The sequence below is a fragment of the Alteribacillus iranensis genome (genome assembly GCF_900113025.1).
In the GTDB taxonomy this organism is placed as follows: Bacteria; Bacillota; Bacilli; order Bacillales; family Marinococcaceae; genus Alteribacillus_A; species Alteribacillus_A iranensis.
In genome coordinates, this window is sequence record NZ_FONT01000003.1 from 358,839 (window position 1) to 375,765 (window position 16,927).

A 16,927-nucleotide genomic window follows, 5' to 3' on the forward strand; every position below is an offset into this window, starting at 1 on the left:
CCCACAAGCATGAGATTTACAGAGGAGGTAATTGACTATGAAGCTGGACCAACTTTTTACAGAAAACAAAGATGAAATCTTTTTCGACACGGGAGAAGTGCACGTGATAAACAATGACCCAGAGCATTGGGAAGCTAAGATTTACGGCGTGGAAAATCAACGTTTTTTTACAGACGCTATGAGAAATAATACGAGAGAGCATCTCACGTTTGAAACCAATGAAGGAACCATGTATGGTGTAGCTGAAGTCGACACATTCGATTCAGCCACGGACGAAAATGTCGTCACCCTGAAAGGAACAGAAATGTTAAACGGGTATCACAGCTAACCGAGACAAGATGTCTAAAAGAAGAAATCAAAGAAGCTCAACCCCGTGTCAAGAGCGGGGTTTTTCCTCTCGCTCGGGAGCAGGATCAGACGGCCTTCCATATTATTTTTAAAAACAGTGCAATTTTGGTACAGTAAGAGTAGGAATATGAAGGAGGTGTTGGGATGTCCACGGAAGAGAAGCAAGAATTAATTGAACGTATTGAAGCTGAATTAGAAAATGATGTCATTGACCCGGAATTAGGTGTTGATATCGTCAACCTCGGCTTGGTATATGGAATTGACGTAGATGATGACAAAAATGTCAAAATCACCATGACTCTTACTTCCATGGGATGTCCGCTCGCAGGAACGATTGTGAGTGACATCAAAACGGCCCTAAAGGATCTGCAAGAATTTAAAGAGATTAATGAAGTGGATGTCGATATCGTGTGGAACCCGCCATGGGATAAAGACAAAATGTCCCGTTACGCTAAAATTGCGCTAGGGGTACCAGATTAAGAAATAGCTGTCTCGCGATCCTTATCGCAGGCAGCTTTTTTTTGGTTGTGAAGAAGGGGCATGACGTGGAAGTGGATCCTATTTCCGTAAGTCGAGCAGAAGAATGTGGTAAACAATAACAGAAGTACAAGCGATGAGCGATGTCCAGGTCATATGAACGAAGAGCTCCCCAAAAGGCGGGTTTGTCGATAAAAGTGTCCCAGAAAAAAGTTTGAAGCTTCCTTCAAGCAGGAATAATAAGAAGGAAGGGGGCATACACAACCATGACCAATAAGGAAAAACATGACTCATCACGACCTACACCAGAATTGTTAGAGAAAAGCATGCAACGCGAGCATGGAATGACCCAGGAAGAATATGAAGAACAGATAGAGAAGAAAGTCGAAGTAGAGAAAAAACGAGAAAAAGATCATGAAAAGAATAAACAGCTTCAAGCAGAGATAAACAACCAATTAAGAAAATAAAAGCCGAGGAGGCCGCCAATGATTAAACGAGCCATTAAAACGGCCATTGTTGGCTTTGTGTTAAAAAGAGGAAAGCGTTGGCTTATGGGACGATTGCGAAGATAATGGAATCGAAAAAACACCCGTTGTGATTACGTCACGGCGGGTGTCATTGTGTATTGTTTATTTAAATAATTTACGCATCATTTTCCCAGTTTGTTTCCCGGCAGCGCGCCGTACGATTCTTTTACCGATGGTGCCGCGTTTTACGGCGTTAATATCTCCTAATATTCGGGAAATGAAATAAAAAGTTCTTCGTATCTTATTCAGACTCATTGGTATCATCCCCTTCCTTCCTGCGAGGATTGTTCAAAACAAGAACCATTGTTTCCATACCTATATTATACAACGGTAGAGATAAGCCCACAATCATTAAAAAAGTCGCTTTGTCAAAATACTTCGCTTTCCGCGGGCACGGCTTCAGCTCGTGCTGTTCCCGCTGGAGTCTACGTATTTTGACTACGCTGATACACTGCGTTTATGAAACGGGTGACTCCTTCAACATGTGATCGTTCGTCTTTAGAGTTGACTATTCTAGTTTTGTCCCAGCCTCACCGAAAAGGTTAGGAAGGATCGTACTCTTCTATGTCCCAAGTGTGATTAAAAGTGACACAGCCTTTTAAAGTCTGTGCGACGGGGCATCCTCTGTCGAAAACATGCAACGCCCGTTCGGCCGCTTCTTTTTTTCCGGCCGGTACTTTTACCTCAAAGTGAGTGGTGATGGTAGTAATTTTTAATACGTTTTCTGGAGCTTCAATGGTTCCTTGTACCGTGGATTTCAGCTTGTTGGGATAAGGTGGGATTCCACGCGCATCCAGCGCGCCGGCTAATGTGCCGGTCAGTCAGCCGCCTGCTGCTGCCACAATATGATCGAGCGTCGAAGGATACTCGACGTCGGGGTCGTGGCCGTAAAATTCTTTCACTCCCCCATGTGTGCCGAAATCGAAAGGCTCTTCAAATCCATCCACAAACGCCTGCCGGTGAGGCGGTTTGTTTTGCTCTATCGTAATTTTCGTAAGAGCAATTGGTTGTCCCATACGATACCTCCAAATATACATAGTAGATGCCCATCTTAGCTGATCTTCATCTATGTTAAGTATAAGGAATTCCTTATACGCTCACAACCGTTACGTCGAGGAGTGCTTGTGCCGGTGAACAAACGCATTCAGTTCTCCCCCGACAACAAGAGCGAGTCCGGTTAAAAATAACCACAGCATCAACACGATGGCACCTCCGAGACTTCCATAGGTTGCCGAATAGTTTCCGAAATGAGTAACATAAAAAGAAAAGCCAAAAGAAATAAGCAGCCACATACACGTTGCCGCAATAGCACCTGGAAGCACTTCCCGAAACGAAATTTGTTTATAGGGAGCAAGAAAATACAAAACAGACAATACAGAGATCATAACAAGGACCGTGAAAACCCAACGAAGGATATCTAACATAGACTCGGTCTGGCTTTCATAAAAAAGGTATCGAGAGAGAGTATGAACAATCAATTCACCGAAAATATGAAGGACAAAAATGAGTAGAAACGAGATAAGTAAGCCGAACGTCAACACGATGGAAAGAAGCCGCGCTTTCCAAAACGGGCGCTGTTCGGTGACGTCGAAAGAATGATTAATGGCACGCAAAAATGCATTCACTCCGGCGGAAGCAGACCAAATAGTTCCAATGATCCCTAGTGTTAACAGGCCATTGTTGGAATCAACCGTAATCTGAAGGAGGGCGCTTTCTACCATGCGGGCCGTGTCTTGGGGCAGCATCGTATGAAGGAGAGCGAGTAAGCGATCATTATTTATGGAAAAGTAAGGAAGAATGGATAAAAACAATATCATCATTGGAAACAAAGCAAGCATGTAAAAAAAAGCCTGTTCTGCTGCTAAACCAACAGTACGGTCATCTGTTAAATCAGAGATAAATTTTTTGCTTAGACTTTTTATAGATTGAAACGTCATACCGTTCGCCCCTTTGTTACATAGATAAGAATCAAGACGACGACTCTTTGTTGTAAGCTTTTGTACCTACGATCATCATACCCGTTCCAGTGTGATTGTCTACCAGGCCTGAGGAAATTTTTTCAAGGTTTATCTCAGTAAGATTGATGGGTAGGTGTTAGGTAAGACGAAACAAAGAAAGGATGTCCTTCATGCTAAGAACCATTTTAATGATAATAGGATTGATTGTAGTTATAAGTATTATTTTATCTTTCATTTAAGAAGTTCTTGCAAAATGAAACATCCAGTGACATGGAGAGCAAGTCACTAGAGATGGTATCGTTACGGCCATCATAGTGGCTTGCTTTTTTATGGTGTTTTGGAGGAATAGAGGCAGGGGAAGATAAGGTGGCCAAAAAACAGCAAATCACACGTGTGAGGGCAGGGAAGGCGATGAAAGGTGCCCAAACCGAGGATCGGCATTGGCGCGAGGTCATGGAGGAGATGAGAAGATGCCCAAAAGCCAATGCGTGATAATCGTGGGGGCAGGCAGAGGAAGCAAAGATGCCCAAAACCAGCTACGGCCTAAGCGTGAGGGAAGGCAGGGGAAAGGAAGGTTACCCAAAGTCAGCATGTCACACGTGTAAGGGCAGGGAAGGGATTGAAAGGTGCCCAAACCGAGGATCGGCAATAGCGTGAGGTCAGGCAGAGCGTGGAAAGATACCCTAAAGCCAACGCGACATTATCGTGGGGGCAGGCAAAGGAAGGGAAGATGCCCAAAACCGGCCACGACCTAAGCGTGAAGGCAGGCTGAGCATGGAAAGGTGACAAAATCAGTCACAGTCTAAGCGTGAGGGAAGGCAAAATGGCATAGGACCTTACCCTGTACAAGCCGGACAATTTGGCTTATCTTGAAACCGCCGCAAGACTAAGCGACCATCAAAAAAAGAGCCGGCTCTCCGAAAGAGAGCGGCCCTGGCATCGAATATCTTCAGCGGCTAGCTGCTCAGAGATTCATGAATCCGTGACTCGGAGGATCCCGTCGCAGCTAAGCGTTTCTTATTCTTCTTTTACAAACGTTTTACAGTCGGTCTCATGAGAGGTGGCTGCTTCTTCGCCTGTGTGGCTGACTACATAGATAGCTTCCGCTGCACAGCGGTTGCCATCCGCCCAATACATACAGTTATTCACTTCACACAATACGTCTTGTGCCATCTCCTCACCCCCTCGGGCTTAGAATGCACCAAGGAGCGCGAGAGAATACTGGCAGAAATATCATGAAAGGAAAGGAGAAGATTATGTCACTTTTTCTTTCATGAGAAATTGCTGATATGCGAGCTGCGCTTTTTTAGCAAGGCTGATATTGGCGCCAACTCGAAGGCATTCTTCGATAAACTCTGGATCCTCATCCCGGCATGGCAAGCCGAGTGAATGTAATCTCCAGTGTACCAGCTCATGCAGAAGGGACTTTAATACCCCTTCTTCTGAACGAATCGCATTTCGTTCCGTGCTCATTTGGATCGTTCGTTCTCCAGTTTTTCGGTCATATATAAATACAGCATTTTGGACGCTCCAGTCTTCGTTTACGAGTTCAATGGTGTCATGAAACGGAACACCCCAATGCTTCCAAGACATATCGTTCGCATGGTCGTATAGTTCTTCTAAGGTGAAGTCCCCACTCCGTAATACCTTTTTCACACGTCCTCTTCCTTTTCTTTATAATTTTAAAATGTTAGAGATATATTACCATATTACGGAAGTGGGGAAAAGATTTTTGCACAAAATTACGTTTGATGTTTTTGTTAACAGGGTAATATGATTTGTTTCAGCTTTTTTCTTTCTGAGGATCGTTAGTCGTCATAAGAAATGAGAATAATTTCTCCGGTGAATGCGTCGACTTCTACTTCTGCTTCTCCTTTGTCAGTGTTGATTTCAAATTCATAGTACGTCCGGCCGTCATCTTCATCAAGCTCGGCTTCCATAATGGTTCCACCTGTTTCGGAAAGAGCAATGTCTTGAGCTTTTTTCATATCAATGGCTACGTTATTAGCTTGAGGTTCGGCTTTTCCGTTGTCATCCCCGTCTTTGTTCTCCTGTTGTTTCGTTGTGTCATTTGAGGAAGGGTTCGTGTTTGGTTCTTTTTCTATTTTCTCTTTTTCATCGAGCCTGATAATTTCTCCGGTAGTTGCATCAAGTTTTAATTCATATTTGTATGTGTCTCCGGTGATTTCTACTTCATAGATTTTCTTTCCGTTTTTTGTTTCTAATTCGACTTCGGTAACTTTTCCGGGATATTGTTCGGATGCAATGGATTTAGCTTCATCGAGTGATAATTCTGTATCGCCTGCAGAGGCAGTGAACTGCTGAACTCCAATCGCGACAAGTCCTAGAGATAGAACACAAGCGGTAGCAATAACAAATTTTTTCATGGTGACGTCCTCCTTGTATTTTGAACTATCTTCATCATAAAGGGGCAATCTGAACGTACCCTTAAACAAACATTAGAAAATGATGAGAAACAGGAGAAAGCGTACTAAGATTGGACAACCGGCAATCGGATGGTGAATGTGGAGCCTTGTCCGGGTTTACTGTCGAGCGTTACGTCACCGTTGTGGAGGCGGATGAGCTGTTTTGCGATCGGAAGTCCGAGCCCCGAGCCCCCGGTAGACCGAGAGCGCGCTTTGTCGACACGGTAAAAGCGATCGAAAATATGCTTTTGGTCTGAGTCCGGGATACCTTCTCCTTCATCTTGGACAGAAAGAAGAATGTGATGTCCCTCTTCTTTCAAACGAACGTGGATGTCTTGCTCGGTATATTTCACAGCGTTATCAAGAAGAATGTAAAGAGCTTGCTTTACTTTTGACTCATCCCCTTCGATTATTACTTCCTTCTCTGGTGCGTCCAAAGTGATCGTACGCTGGAAGGATGTCGAAAAAGAGTGGACCGTTTGTTTACACACGGAAGCGATGTCAAAGGAAGTTATTTCCAATGCTTCGGCTTCTTCTGATCGGGCTAAGGTGAGAAGCTGGTCGCTGATTTTTTTCATTCGGTCAGTTTCCGTAACAATCGCCTCCAATGATTCTTCCAGCACATCCGGTTTCTTTGCTCCCCAGCGCTTTAACAGACGAGCATAACTGTCAATAATAGACAAAGGAGTTCGAAGTTCGTGAGAGGCGTCAGAGACAAAGTGTTTTTGTTTTTCAAAGTTATCGGAGAGGCGCCGAATCATATGATTAAAGGCTGCTCCCATTTCATAAATTTCATCCTTGGATTTTCGATGCAAATCGATCTTTTTCCATTCGCCCGTTGTTTGTACTTCATTCATTGTGCGGACCAGAGCCCGGATGGGACGTAAAAATACTTCGCCGAGCAGGCGCCCGCCAATCAACGTCGGAAGCAAAATAATAAGAGACGAAGCAAACAAGACGAGCATTAAACGATCCATATTCGTTTCAAAAGCATCTAAGTGTTCCGTCACTTGAAGAGTAACGACGGCTCCGTTATCCCAAATGACCGGCCGGTGAATAATGGCGTATGTTTCTCCAGCTTCACTCTGAAATAATTCGGCTTCCTCTCCGGCGTGATATCGAAAAGGGAGGTCGGAAAAACGTGTTTCTTTTGTTACCGTATGAAGGATAGAATCATCTCTGTCAATCACTCGGATCATCCCGTTTGCGGGTACAAACGCACGTAACACGTCCGAGATAATTGGTTCCATCCCTTCTGCGGTTTGAATGGTCTCTGCCGCTGATTCAGCTTGTGATTGAACCCGTTCGATTTCTGACTGGGATGCAAATTGATGAAATAGCAAATATGCCGCTGTATTGGCCCCGATCAAAAGCAATATCATCCATAATGTAGAATACAGCTGGAGTTTGGATTTGAGCTTCATTGTTACGACCCTTTCATGGAGTATCCCACTCCGCGGACAGTATGAATGAGGGGAGTGGAGAAAGGTTTATCAATTTTTTTTCGTACGTACCGAATGTAAACATCCACCACATTGGTATCTCCCATATAATCAAATCCCCAAACGTCTTCCAGAATTTGTTCTCTCGTTAAAACAAGATTTTTGTTTTTCATGAGATAGAGGAGCAGGTCAAATTCACGCGGCGTCATCTCAATTGCAAGCTGACCTCGGTAAATTTCTCTCGTAGCTGGGGTGACTTGCAAGTCTCCTACTTGAATGGTCTCCTGTTTTTCCTCTCCCGTAGTTTTCTTACTTCGTAAATGAGCACGAATGCGGGCAAGAAGTTCTTCAATTTCAAACGGTTTGGTAACATAATCATTCGCGCCCAGGTCAAGGCCGCTCACTTTATCCGGCACCTCACCACGCGCCGTAAGTAAGATGACCGGGGTGCTCTCATCTTCTTTTCGCAAACGGCGCAAAATCTCCAAGCCGCTCATCTCAGGCAACATCACATCAAGCAATACAAGATCATGCTCTCCGGATAACGCCTCATGATACCCATCCCGTCCATGATGAACCGTACATACGTCATAACCTTCATATTCCAGCTCTAACGCAAGCACGCGTGCTAATTTTTCTTCGTCTTCTACGATTAAAACAGATCCAAGTGACACATGGATTCACACCTTTCTTACGTAACTCTTCTATGTATTATCATACCGCAAAAAGGCGAAAGACGAGCCATGGAAAAGGAAGAAAGGGTAAAAGAAGGGAGCATGCCTGCATAAAGAAAAAACAGCAACTTTTTTCTTACATATGTGAATAACATGGAAAAGAAAAGGGTATGGGGAGCGTTGATGGAGGAAGATCATGATAAGTAGTTCTGCGCCCGAAAGCAATAAACATAACCTTTACCCAGATAGAAGGATCCTCAAACCAAATGGAGAGAAATGGACACTTTCACACAATTTTTTATATTATTGAGGGTATATTTCACGAAAGGTTTATAGTGAAATAGAAATCTTTGTGATATAATGCTGAAAGTCAAGAGCAATAATGTTTTTTTTCTTTAAAGAAATCGTTAATATATGAATCGATCAATAAAATTAAAGGTCTGGTTTTGAACAGCTAGGAGGCATATTATGAAAAAAGTGATCACGTACGGAACGTTTGACTTGCTCCATTTCGGGCATATCAACTTGCTGAAGCGTGCGAAAGCACTTGGCGATCATTTGACCGTTGCTATTTCTACGGATGAATTCAACGCCTTAAAAAATAAAAAAGCGTATTATTCATATGAGCAAAGAAAAATCATTCTCGAAGCGATTCGTTATGTCGATGAAGTCATCCCTGAGGAAAAATGGGAGCAGAAGGCAGAGGACGTAAAGAAACATGATATCGATATTTTCGTCATGGGTGATGACTGGAAAGGGAAGTTTGATTATCTCAGCAAATATTGCGATGTCGTTTATCTTCCTAGAACAGCGAATATCTCGACGACGAAAATTAAAGAAGAATTGCTTCTTGCCAATGCGTATTAATTAGCGATACGATCATAATAAAAAGAGTAGCCAATAAAAAAGAGAGAAGGACATTCTCTCTCTTTTTTTGTTTTCTGTGACGTACAAGTATATAATAGACCAAGTGATTAACAAATCATATTCTGCAAGAAGGGTATGAAGCAGGAAATGAAACGACTGAGAAAGAAACTTAACAAGTGGAAAAAGAATTGGAAAAAGAATTGGAATAAAAAAGTTAAGAAAAAATATAAGAAAAGAATAAACAAAAGAATCAATAAAATAAAGAAATCCAAGCCGGTTCGTCTAGGATACCGGGGGATATTTGGTTTGGTGGGGAAATTGCCTAAAAAAGAAATCATTGTCTTTGAAAGCTTCTTGGGAAAACAATACAGTTGTAACCCACGGGCGATATATGAATTACTCCAAAAACAAGATAGAGAATACACGTATTACTGGAGCATTGATCATCGTTTTAAATCACGTTTTGAGGAACATGGTGTCCAAACGATTCAACGTTTTACGGTGAAATGGTTTGTCGTGATGATGCGAGCAAAATATTGGGTATTCAACAGCAGGCTGCCAAAATGGATACCAAAGCCGGCAGACACCGTGTATTTGCAAACGTGGCACGGGACTCCTTTGAAAAAGCTAGCGTTGGATATGGATGAGGTATTGATGCCGGGGACCACGACAGAAATGTATAAACGGAATTTCGTCGCAGAAGCAAGCCGCTGGAATTACCTCGTCTCACCTAACAGCTATTCAACAGACATTTTTAAGCGTGCGTTTGATTTTGATGAAACGACGCAAACGATGCTGGAAACCGGTTATCCGCGAAACGATTATTTGTTCCACTATACCGAGGAAGACGTGCGGGCGATCAAAGAACGGCTGCAGCTTCCCGAGGATAAAAAAGTGATCTTATATGCGCCAACCTGGCGGGATAATGAGTACCACTTCATTGGCAAATATAAATTCGCGATTCAAATGGATTTGGACCGGATGAGAGAAGAATTGGGGGACGACTATGTCATTGTCATGCGTCTTCATTACTTAGTGTCCGATAAGCTGGACCTTACAGGGTATGAAGACTTTGCGGTGGACGGGTCGAACTACCCTGATATTCGGGATCTCTATATCATCAGTGATTTACTCATTACTGACTATTCTTCTGTGATGTTTGACTATGGCGTGTTAAAACGGCCAATGATTTTTTATGTATATGACATTGAGAGTTATCGTGATCAGCTAAGAGGGTTTTATTTTGATTTTGAAAAAGATGCTCCCGGGCCGCTTGTAAAAACGACAGAAGACATGATCTATTATGTGAAGCGAGCAGACACCATCCGGACCGAGCACCAGGAACAAGTTGAATGGTTTGAGGAAACGTTTCATTCTCTCGAAGACGGATATGCCTCAGACCGCGTTATTCAGCAAGTGTTTGACTGATCATGAGCGGGAAAGAGAAAATGAGGGAATAGAATGAAGGCAGTAGTCTCGGTGATGAAAGAGCTATGGCACAATATGTATTTAATTAATCGCCTGGCTTTGTATGAGATTAAAATTAAAAACAAAAACAACTATTTTGGGGAAGCTTGGGAAATTTTCACTCCTTTATTTTTTATTGCCATTTATTGGTTTGTATTCGGCTATGGGATTCGAAGCAATGAAGATGTGGATGGAATTCCCTTTTTAAACTGGATGCTGGCGGCTATCACGATTTGGTTTTTCGTACAGCCGGCCGTCACGCAAGGGTCCAAAGCTATCTACACAAAGGTGCGAATGGTATCAAAAATGAACTTCCCTACGAGCGTGATTCCGGTCTATGTGGTCGTCTCCAGACTGTATCCGCATCTCGTGCTGTTGATGATAATACTTTTGTATATGCAATTTACAGGATATCCGATCAATCTCTATTACATTCAGCTCCCGTATTACTTGGCGGGGATGCTTTTATTAGTTATTTCATTTGTTCTTCTGTCCTCGACGATTACGACAGTGTTTCGCGATGTACAGCTGTTCATTCAATCGACGATACGCGTGTTTCTTTACATCACCCCTTTCTTGTGGGTGACCGAAACATTGCCTGAATTTGTCCAATCGTTTATGAAAATAAATCCGCTCTATTATTTAGTAGAAGGGTTTCGGGCTTCAATATTCGGGGAATCCTGGTATCTCATAGAAAACTGGCAATACACGCTTTATTTTTGGGCGGTCGTCCTCGTCCTGTTCAGTATCGGAGCCATTCTCCATATGCGATTCCGCCGGCACTTTATCGACTTTTTATAAGAAAAGCGAAAGGCGCCCACTTGCACAGGACGTGCTGACTTCTGCGTTGCAAACAGGACGTTTGCGCTCTTAGCAGAAGAACCCCTATCGGCGACAAGCGCTGGAGACCCGCCGAGGAGGCTTAGCCACCGCAAAGCAGGTTGAAGCGATATCGATCCGCTGGGCCTGAAGCTGAATCAAAAGAAAAGCGTAAGGTGTCCGAAGCTGGATCCCCTTTAGCCCAACCATGACACACATTCCTGACTGCGAAGAATAGAAGGAAGTGATAGGATGACAAAAGCAGTTGTCGCCAAGAATGTAACGAAGAAATTTAAACTGTATGCCGGCCAAACCGATCGCTTGAAGGACTTAGTGTTACCGGGAAATTTCGGGAAAGAGTTCTACGCTCTTCGAAATGTCTCGTTTGAAGCCAAACAAGGAGACATTATCGGATTAGTCGGAGTGAACGGATCAGGCAAATCCACACTCTCGAATATTATTGCCGGCATTGTTCCGCAGACGAGCGGCAGCATAGAGATTAATGGAGAGACCGCCATCATTGATGTGTCCGCCGGTTTGAACAATAAACTGACCGGACGGGAAAATATTAAATTAAAGTGCTTGATGCTCGGCTTTACAAATAAAGAAATCAAAAAAATGGAACCAGAAATCATTGAATTTGCTGAATTAGAAACATTTATTGATCAACCGGTAAAATCATACTCCAAAGGAATGAAGTCGAGACTCGGTTTCTCTATTAATATTAGTATTAACCCAGATATTCTGATTGTCGATGAAGCATTGTCCGTCGGAGACAAAGCTTTTGCGAAAAAAAGCCTCGACAAAATGAAGGAATTCCGGGATAGCGGGAAGACCATGTTTTTCGTCAGCCACTCGTCTTCTCAAATTAAGGAGTTTTGCAATAAAGCCTTGTGGCTGGAGTTTGGAGAGACGAAAGCTTATGGGGATATGGAAGATGTCATGAAAGAATACGACGCCTTTTTGAAGAAATACAATAAGTGGTCCAAAAAGAAGCGAGCTGCCTTTCGAGAAGAAGGATTTAAACGGCAAAGTCTCCCGGAGAAAGAGCTCGTTACTATGTCTTAGGATGAAGAACACGGATTCAGAGACCGTTTGAGGAGATAAGAGGAAGCCCTTGAAACGGTCTTTTTTCTATGGACGGAGCACTCTGGGAAAAGGGAATGGAAGCATACTACGAAGGCAATACAGTTCTCGGTAAGGAAGGTGCCCGCGGCAGAAGCGCGTCCAGGGGAGAGGGAACGCAAGGGACGGAAAGGTGCCCTGGATGGGAGTGCATCAAGTTATGAGGGAACGCAAGAAGCGAGAAGGTGCCCGTGGTAGAAGCTCATCAAGGGGAGAGGGAACGCAAGGCATGGAAAGATGCCCTGGATGGGAGTGCGTCAAGGAACGAGGGAACGCAAGGCATGGAAAGATGCCCTGGATGGGAGTGCGTCAAGGAGCGAGGGAACGCAAGGCACGGAAAGATGCCCTGGATGGGAGTGCATCAAGGGGAGAGGGAATGCAAGGCATGGAAAGGTGCCCGTATCGGCTGAACATCAAGGTATGAGGGAATGCAAGAAGCGAGAAGCTGCCCGTGGCAGAAGCGCCTCAAGGTATGAGGGAATGCAAGGAACGGGAAGCTGCCCAAAGCGAAACTCATCCTCAGCAGAAAGTCTTGCGAGAGAGATGAACTAGGACAAAAAAAGATGGAGCTTCCTTATTATTCAGGAAGTCCATCGATCTCCAGCTTATTTTTCCCAATCGGAAAAGCTGCCGCTGCCATTACAGCCAGCACAGTCGAGAGGGGCAGCACTTAAATAGTCCCCAGCCATAATGGTAAACCCTTTACCATCGCAGTCGGGACATTTGCCTGCGTCTCTCATTTTTGCAATTCTTTGTTCATATCTTCCTTGGCGCCAAGCTTTGAACGACTGCCAAATATTCATCGAAATCACCCATACTTTACTTTTTTACTTTGAACCAACGAGACATTCCCTCGCACATCGCCAGAAAGTCAACAGATGAGTGGCTTGTGTTTTTTTCTAGTATGCAGCAGGAAGACTTGTTTTATACGATATGCATGGGAAATCATGTTATATTATATTCTTTATTGAAAAAAATGAAAATTCAATATATTAAAATGAGGTAAATGTTATAATAAATTGGAACATATTTTTGAAAGGAGTGTATTCATGCTGAAAAAAAGTTTGATGGGGGCGATTGTGTTTCTATTTCTTGCTCCGGCCGCGATGGCAGAGGAAGGGTTTCCAGATGTGGGGGATGATTTTTGGGCATACGAAAACATTCAATACTTAAAGCAAGAGGGAATTATTTCTGGTTATTCCGATGGTACGTTTCGTCCGAACGCAGAAGTGAAGAGAAGTCAGGTTGCGAAAATGCTGGCGGAAGGACTGGATCTTGAATTGGAGAACAGGCCGAATCCTGGTTTTTCAGATGTGGACGAAGATTTTACGGGCTATGAGTATATCGCTGCGACAGCGGATGAAGGCATTTTCGGCGGGAAAAAAGATGGCCGTTTTGCTCCCAACGACGCAATGACGAGAGGACAGATGGCAGCTGTCTTACATCGTGCGTTTGATCTTCCAGAACGAACGGCTGCAGACATTGCCATCGCAGATATGGATCCGGGGGATACCTTTTATGATGCGGTAGAAGCCATTGCAAAAGCAAAAATTACAACAGTAGCTTCGGGAGAAACCTTCCGCCCTTATGAAGAGATGACAAGATCCCAATTTACAGCTTTTCTATCCCGTTCGGTAGCTCCAGAGCGTTTTATTGAAGAGGAAGAAAGCCCTGCTGACGAGTACCAAACATACTATAACGAGCAGTATGGGTATACCGTTACTTTCCCTGCCACTTGGGGGGATGGCGAATATTTTCCGAATGATCCCGACGAACGGGGAAAATATCTGTATGATAAAGAAAGTGGAATGATTCGAGTATATGCGGTACCTCACACAAGTGACGAATTTTTCCCGCCTGATGTCGAGATCAAAACGATAGAGTTACAAGACGGAAAAGAGGCTCAGTATTATACGGCACAGAAAGAAGGAATCGCTGAGTTCAGCATGGTCCTGACCCATGATGGGTTAGTGTATAATATTAGCGGAGAAGTGCATCCGGATTTCTTTGCAGAAAATGAAGAGGACATCCTCAACGTAATGAAAAGTTTACAAACAGAATCAGATAATACGGAAGAAGAAGAAGCAAAATTAGCGGCAGACTCCGTGTTATCTACCTTGAACGCGAAAGATGAAGAGCGCTTTGCTTCTTATGTTCATCCGAATAAGGGAGTTCGATTCTCTCCCTATGCTTACGTCGATACAACCAATGACTTACAGTTTAGTGCTTCGGAAATGGAAGATCTCTGGTCCGATAGCACCGAGTATGTATGGGGACAATATGACGGCTCTGGTTTTCCGATTGAGCTGACATTTGAGGAGTATTATGACGAGTTCATTTATGATCGGGATTATATTTTTGCAGATGAGACTTCCATCAATGAGCGACTAGGAGAAGGGAACACGATAGATAACAGCCAGGACGTCTATAACGACGCTGTGATTGTCGAGTACCATTTCACCCATAGCGGCAACTTTATGGATTGGTCTTCGCTTCGTCTCGCGATGGAAGAAGACAGTGGCAGCTGGTATGTGGTTGGCATCATTCACGATGAGTGGACGATTTAATCGTAAAATGCGTAAAGCATTCGCTTGTCGGTAAAAACAAGGGAGATGCTCCGGATAGCCGCAGAGAGGGAGCACTCCTAATACTGGCTGATACAAGGGGCAAGTCCAATCGGGCTTGCCCCTGTCCATTACATATCTTTCACGAGGTCTTTTACTGTTTCTCCACGCGGAAAGGGAGCGAGTGACAATACCCCATTTTTTCCAGGAGTCGCGAGAACCGTACAGCTTAAACCTGGTTTGCCATTTATCATGACATTGCAAGTAGCACAAAGCCCGGTTCTGCAAGAATAACGGTATGCGAGCGTCGGATCATGATGAGTATAAATGTGTTCCATGACGTCTAATACGGTCATTCCTTCTTCTATTTCCACGTGATAGTGGTCACATCGATCATGAGAACGTTCAATCTCTACTTGTATCGTTTTCATGTTACCGTCTCCTTCTTCACAGGGACATGTACTGATTGGAGGCGGCCGTCTTGAAGAAACGTTATTGTATGATAGACTTCATTCGCGCGCGTCGGATAATCGGAGCGGTAGTGTGCGCCTCGGCTTTCTTTCCGTGTCAACGCAGCAGCCGTGATGATTTGAGCAGTTTGTATCATATGATGCACTTCAAAGAAGTCAACAATTTCTCGCGAATATTCTCTAGAAGAGACGCTCACGGGCAGTCGGCTGATTTGTTCTTCGATTTCCATGAATGCAGCCTCTGCTTGTTTCAGCCCCTTCTCTGAACGTATTACACCGAGGTGACTATCCATCACATGACGTATCTTTTGTTTCCACTCCCACGGCCTTTTCGAAGACGTCGAAGCAGGCATGGAGAGTTGTGTAAGCCAAGCGTCAGCCTGGTCGGAATGTGGTGATTCGCTTATTTGGCTGCCAGGTGTTTCTTGAACGTATTGCGAAGCAGCCTTCCCTGCTTGTGCCCCAAAAACAATACATTCGGAGAGAGCATTGTTTCCAAGTCGATTGCCGCCGTGGAGCCCCCCGGATGATTCACCGGCAGCAAACAACCCTTCGATTGCGGTAGCACCATATGTATTAATTCGAATGCCTCCCATTTGAAAGTGAGCGGCCGGACCGGTTTCAATTTTTTCGGTTTCCGGGTCGGCTCCGCGATCTTTTAATAGTTTGTATTCATGATCGAAATATTGTTTCACCGCATCGATTTCATCCGAGGCATCAAGCCATACTCCATTTCTTCTTGTGGCTCGGCCAGCAGATACTTCTTTACTGATGGCTAGGGATAGCTTGTCCCGTGTGGTGTCTTCTAGTGTCTCTGGTTCGTATGTTTCCATAAAGCGATTCCCGTAAGTGTTATACAGCTTACCCAAGTGGTAGAAACTGAGACACAGGCCAGCTAAAGATCGCGGCTGAATGACGCTGACTGGATAAAACTGAAGCTGCTCCATATCCACGAGAGGAGCGCCGGCGTGCAGACCGAGAGAAAAGCCGTCACCTGTTGACTGAACCGGATTACTTGTGACCGAGAAAAGCTGACCGAGACCGCCAGTTGCGAGGATAGTAGCTTTGCTTTGAATAAAATACGGTTCATTCTTTCGCAAGTCATAAACGACCGCCCCGTTCGCACGTCCGTCTACCGTAGAAATCTCAAGCGTCATTACATCGCTCCAGCGTGTAATATTTTCTAGTTTGCGGGCTGTTTTTGTTAAAACTTGTATCAGGCTGAGACCGGATTTTCCTTTTTTGGCACTAATAGAACGGGGGATCGTATGTCCCGATGTCAGCGTAACATCTACTTCTTTGGAGTCGTTTGTATCAAGCTTTAATCCCATGTCTACTATTTCTTTTAACCGAGGTTCGATATGAGACGTCAATGTGTCAATTAATGGTGTCTCGCTTAATCCTCTTCCGCTTTCGTTAATATCCTGTCCATAAGCATCCGGGCTGTCTTCCGGGTGCGACCAAGGACCGAGACCAGCTACTTGGACAGCACCGACTGTAGAACCGGATTTTCCGAAAGCTCCTTTATCCAAAACGAGCACATCCAAGCCGGAACGTGCGGCATACACAGCCGCAGTGAGGCCGGCTGCACCTGATCCAATAATTAAAATATCATATTTTCTCATTTTCATGTTCGGAACACTCACTTTGTTGTATAATAGATCTATAAAACAATGATTGCGCTTACATCTATTATAAAACATGTAAGCCTTCATTTATAGAAGAAGGGATAAAGAAATGGCAGAAAGGGGTGGGAACAAGGG

20 protein-coding genes are annotated in these 16,927 nt (G+C 44.1%); 8 read left to right on the forward strand and 12 right to left on the reverse strand.

Going from position 1 to position 16,927, the window contains the following annotated elements; genetic code table 11:
• Positions 1-37: 37 nt before the first annotated feature.
• The 3 genes from BM095_RS09470 (at position 38) to BM095_RS09480 (ending at position 1,292) form a co-directional block, all read left to right on the forward strand.
• On the forward strand, positions 38-328 hold the full coding sequence (locus tag BM095_RS09470; protein ID WP_091660759.1) for a hypothetical protein: 291 nt from the start codon (positions 38-40) through the stop codon (positions 326-328).
• A gap of 164 nt (positions 329-492) precedes the next feature.
• Positions 493-828 carry a metal-sulfur cluster assembly factor gene (locus BM095_RS09475; protein WP_091660765.1) on the forward strand — a complete coding sequence of 112 codons (336 nt, stop codon included), beginning with the start codon at positions 493-495 and terminating at the stop codon, positions 826-828.
• Positions 829-1,091: 263 nt separating this feature from the next.
• Positions 1,092-1,292, forward strand: a complete 201-nt coding sequence (locus tag BM095_RS09480) for a hypothetical protein (protein WP_091660772.1) — start codon at positions 1,092-1,094, stop codon at positions 1,290-1,292.
• Between the two features lie 162 nt (positions 1,293-1,454).
• On the opposite strand, the gene BM095_RS16575 is transcribed toward BM095_RS09480, so the two are convergent.
• The 9 genes from BM095_RS16575 to BM095_RS09520 form a co-directional block, all read right to left on the reverse strand.
• The gene (locus BM095_RS16575; protein ID WP_177194770.1) at positions 1,455-1,607 is read right to left on the reverse strand and encodes a hypothetical protein; all 153 of its coding nucleotides are present in this window, start codon (positions 1,605-1,607) and stop codon (positions 1,455-1,457) included.
• Positions 1,608-1,894: 287 nt separating this feature from the next.
• Entirely contained in the window at positions 1,895-2,173 is a 279-nt protein-coding gene (locus BM095_RS16905) for an OsmC family protein (RefSeq protein WP_091660777.1), read from the reverse strand.
• Positions 2,174-2,368: a hypothetical protein gene (locus BM095_RS09490; RefSeq protein ID WP_091660781.1), complete on the reverse strand. Its 195-nt coding sequence runs from the start codon at positions 2,366-2,368 to the stop codon at positions 2,174-2,176. It lies immediately after the preceding gene.
• 90 nt (positions 2,369-2,458) lie between these two features.
• Positions 2,459-3,289 carry a YihY/virulence factor BrkB family protein gene (locus BM095_RS09495; RefSeq protein ID WP_091660785.1) on the reverse strand — a complete coding sequence of 277 codons (831 nt, stop codon included), beginning with the start codon at positions 3,287-3,289 and terminating at the stop codon, positions 2,459-2,461.
• 1,038 nt (positions 3,290-4,327) lie between these two features.
• Positions 4,328-4,483, reverse strand: a complete 156-nt coding sequence (locus BM095_RS09500) for a DUF1540 domain-containing protein (protein ID WP_091660788.1) — start codon at positions 4,481-4,483, stop codon at positions 4,328-4,330.
• An 81-nt stretch (positions 4,484-4,564) separates the two neighbouring features.
• Positions 4,565-4,966: a hypothetical protein gene (locus BM095_RS09505; RefSeq protein WP_245757862.1), complete on the reverse strand. Its 402-nt coding sequence runs from the start codon at positions 4,964-4,966 to the stop codon at positions 4,565-4,567.
• A gap of 152 nt (positions 4,967-5,118) precedes the next feature.
• Positions 5,119-5,697 (reverse strand): PepSY domain-containing protein, encoded by a 579-nt coding sequence (locus BM095_RS09510; protein WP_091660791.1) that lies wholly within the window; start codon positions 5,695-5,697, stop codon positions 5,119-5,121.
• Between the two features lie 104 nt (positions 5,698-5,801).
• A complete protein-coding gene (locus BM095_RS09515) occupies positions 5,802-7,160 on the reverse strand; it encodes a HAMP domain-containing sensor histidine kinase (RefSeq protein WP_091660794.1) in 1,359 nt (452 codons plus the stop codon).
• A gap of 2 nt (positions 7,161-7,162) precedes the next feature.
• Positions 7,163-7,852, reverse strand: a complete 690-nt coding sequence (locus BM095_RS09520; protein ID WP_091660796.1) for a response regulator transcription factor — start codon at positions 7,850-7,852, stop codon at positions 7,163-7,165.
• A gap of 468 nt (positions 7,853-8,320) precedes the next feature.
• On the opposite strand from BM095_RS09520, the gene tagD reads away from it, so the two are divergent.
• From tagD to tagH, 4 genes are all read left to right on the forward strand, one after another.
• Positions 8,321-8,719 carry a glycerol-3-phosphate cytidylyltransferase gene (gene tagD, locus BM095_RS09525; RefSeq protein WP_091660798.1) on the forward strand — a complete coding sequence of 133 codons (399 nt, stop codon included), beginning with the start codon at positions 8,321-8,323 and terminating at the stop codon, positions 8,717-8,719.
• Positions 8,720-8,854: 135 nt separating this feature from the next.
• Positions 8,855-10,147, forward strand: coding sequence for a CDP-glycerol glycerophosphotransferase family protein (locus tag BM095_RS09530; protein ID WP_091660801.1), 1,293 nt, complete (start codon positions 8,855-8,857; stop codon positions 10,145-10,147).
• 33 nt (positions 10,148-10,180) lie between these two features.
• On the forward strand, positions 10,181-10,987 hold the full coding sequence (locus tag BM095_RS09535) for an ABC transporter permease (RefSeq protein WP_091660803.1): 807 nt from the start codon (positions 10,181-10,183) through the stop codon (positions 10,985-10,987).
• Between the two features lie 270 nt (positions 10,988-11,257).
• Positions 11,258-12,073, forward strand: coding sequence for a teichoic acids export ABC transporter ATP-binding subunit TagH (gene tagH, locus BM095_RS09540; protein ID WP_091660806.1), 816 nt, complete (start codon positions 11,258-11,260; stop codon positions 12,071-12,073).
• A 662-nt stretch (positions 12,074-12,735) separates the two neighbouring features.
• Here tagH and BM095_RS09550 read toward each other — a convergent pair.
• Positions 12,736-12,933 (reverse strand): hypothetical protein, encoded by a 198-nt coding sequence (locus tag BM095_RS09550; protein ID WP_091660812.1) that lies wholly within the window; start codon positions 12,931-12,933, stop codon positions 12,736-12,738.
• 246 nt (positions 12,934-13,179) lie between these two features.
• Here BM095_RS09550 and BM095_RS09555 point away from each other — a divergent pair, with 246 nt between their 5' ends.
• Complete coding sequence (locus BM095_RS09555) at positions 13,180-14,697, forward strand: S-layer homology domain-containing protein (RefSeq protein ID WP_091660814.1); 1,518 nt, start codon at positions 13,180-13,182, stop codon at positions 14,695-14,697.
• A gap of 128 nt (positions 14,698-14,825) precedes the next feature.
• On the opposite strand, the gene BM095_RS09560 is transcribed toward BM095_RS09555, so the two are convergent.
• Together BM095_RS09560 and BM095_RS09565 are read right to left on the reverse strand one after the other, a co-directional pair.
• Entirely contained in the window at positions 14,826-15,125 is a 300-nt protein-coding gene (locus BM095_RS09560; protein WP_091660817.1) for a 2Fe-2S iron-sulfur cluster-binding protein, read from the reverse strand.
• On the reverse strand, positions 15,122-16,795 hold the full coding sequence (locus tag BM095_RS09565) for an L-aspartate oxidase (protein ID WP_177194771.1): 1,674 nt from the start codon (positions 16,793-16,795) through the stop codon (positions 15,122-15,124). Before BM095_RS09565 ends, BM095_RS09560 begins: the two co-directional genes overlap by 4 nt.
• Positions 16,796-16,927 lie beyond the last annotated feature (132 nt).

Coding starts and splice junctions, on each gene's coding strand:
- BM095_RS09480 (WP_091660772.1), top strand. CDS start 1,092: ATGACCAATAAGGAAAAACATGACTCATCACGACCTACACCAGAATTG.
- BM095_RS09510 (WP_091660791.1), bottom strand. CDS start 5,697: ATGAAAAAATTTGTTATTGCTACCGCTTGTGTTCTATCTCTAGGACTT.
- BM095_RS09475 (WP_091660765.1), top strand. CDS start 493: ATGTCCACGGAAGAGAAGCAAGAATTAATTGAACGTATTGAAGCTGAA.
- BM095_RS09555 (WP_091660814.1), top strand. CDS start 13,180: ATGCTGAAAAAAAGTTTGATGGGGGCGATTGTGTTTCTATTTCTTGCT.
- tagH (WP_091660806.1), top strand. CDS start 11,258: ATGACAAAAGCAGTTGTCGCCAAGAATGTAACGAAGAAATTTAAACTG.
- BM095_RS09550 (WP_091660812.1), bottom strand. CDS start 12,933: ATGAATATTTGGCAGTCGTTCAAAGCTTGGCGCCAAGGAAGATATGAA.
- BM095_RS16575 (WP_177194770.1), bottom strand. CDS start 1,607: ATGAGTCTGAATAAGATACGAAGAACTTTTTATTTCATTTCCCGAATA.
- BM095_RS09530 (WP_091660801.1), top strand. CDS start 8,855: ATGAAGCAGGAAATGAAACGACTGAGAAAGAAACTTAACAAGTGGAAA.
- BM095_RS09495 (WP_091660785.1), bottom strand. CDS start 3,289: ATGACGTTTCAATCTATAAAAAGTCTAAGCAAAAAATTTATCTCTGAT.
- BM095_RS09515 (WP_091660794.1), bottom strand. CDS start 7,160: ATGAAGCTCAAATCCAAACTCCAGCTGTATTCTACATTATGGATGATA.
- BM095_RS09490 (WP_091660781.1), bottom strand. CDS start 2,368: ATGGGACAACCAATTGCTCTTACGAAAATTACGATAGAGCAAAACAAA.
- BM095_RS09535 (WP_091660803.1), top strand. CDS start 10,181: ATGAAGGCAGTAGTCTCGGTGATGAAAGAGCTATGGCACAATATGTAT.
- BM095_RS09500 (WP_091660788.1), bottom strand. CDS start 4,483: ATGGCACAAGACGTATTGTGTGAAGTGAATAACTGTATGTATTGGGCG.
- BM095_RS09470 (WP_091660759.1), top strand. CDS start 38: ATGAAGCTGGACCAACTTTTTACAGAAAACAAAGATGAAATCTTTTTC.
- BM095_RS09560 (WP_091660817.1), bottom strand. CDS start 15,125: ATGAAAACGATACAAGTAGAGATTGAACGTTCTCATGATCGATGTGAC.
- tagD (WP_091660798.1), top strand. CDS start 8,321: ATGAAAAAAGTGATCACGTACGGAACGTTTGACTTGCTCCATTTCGGG.
- BM095_RS09565 (WP_177194771.1), bottom strand. CDS start 16,795: ATGAAAATGAGAAAATATGATATTTTAATTATTGGATCAGGTGCAGCC.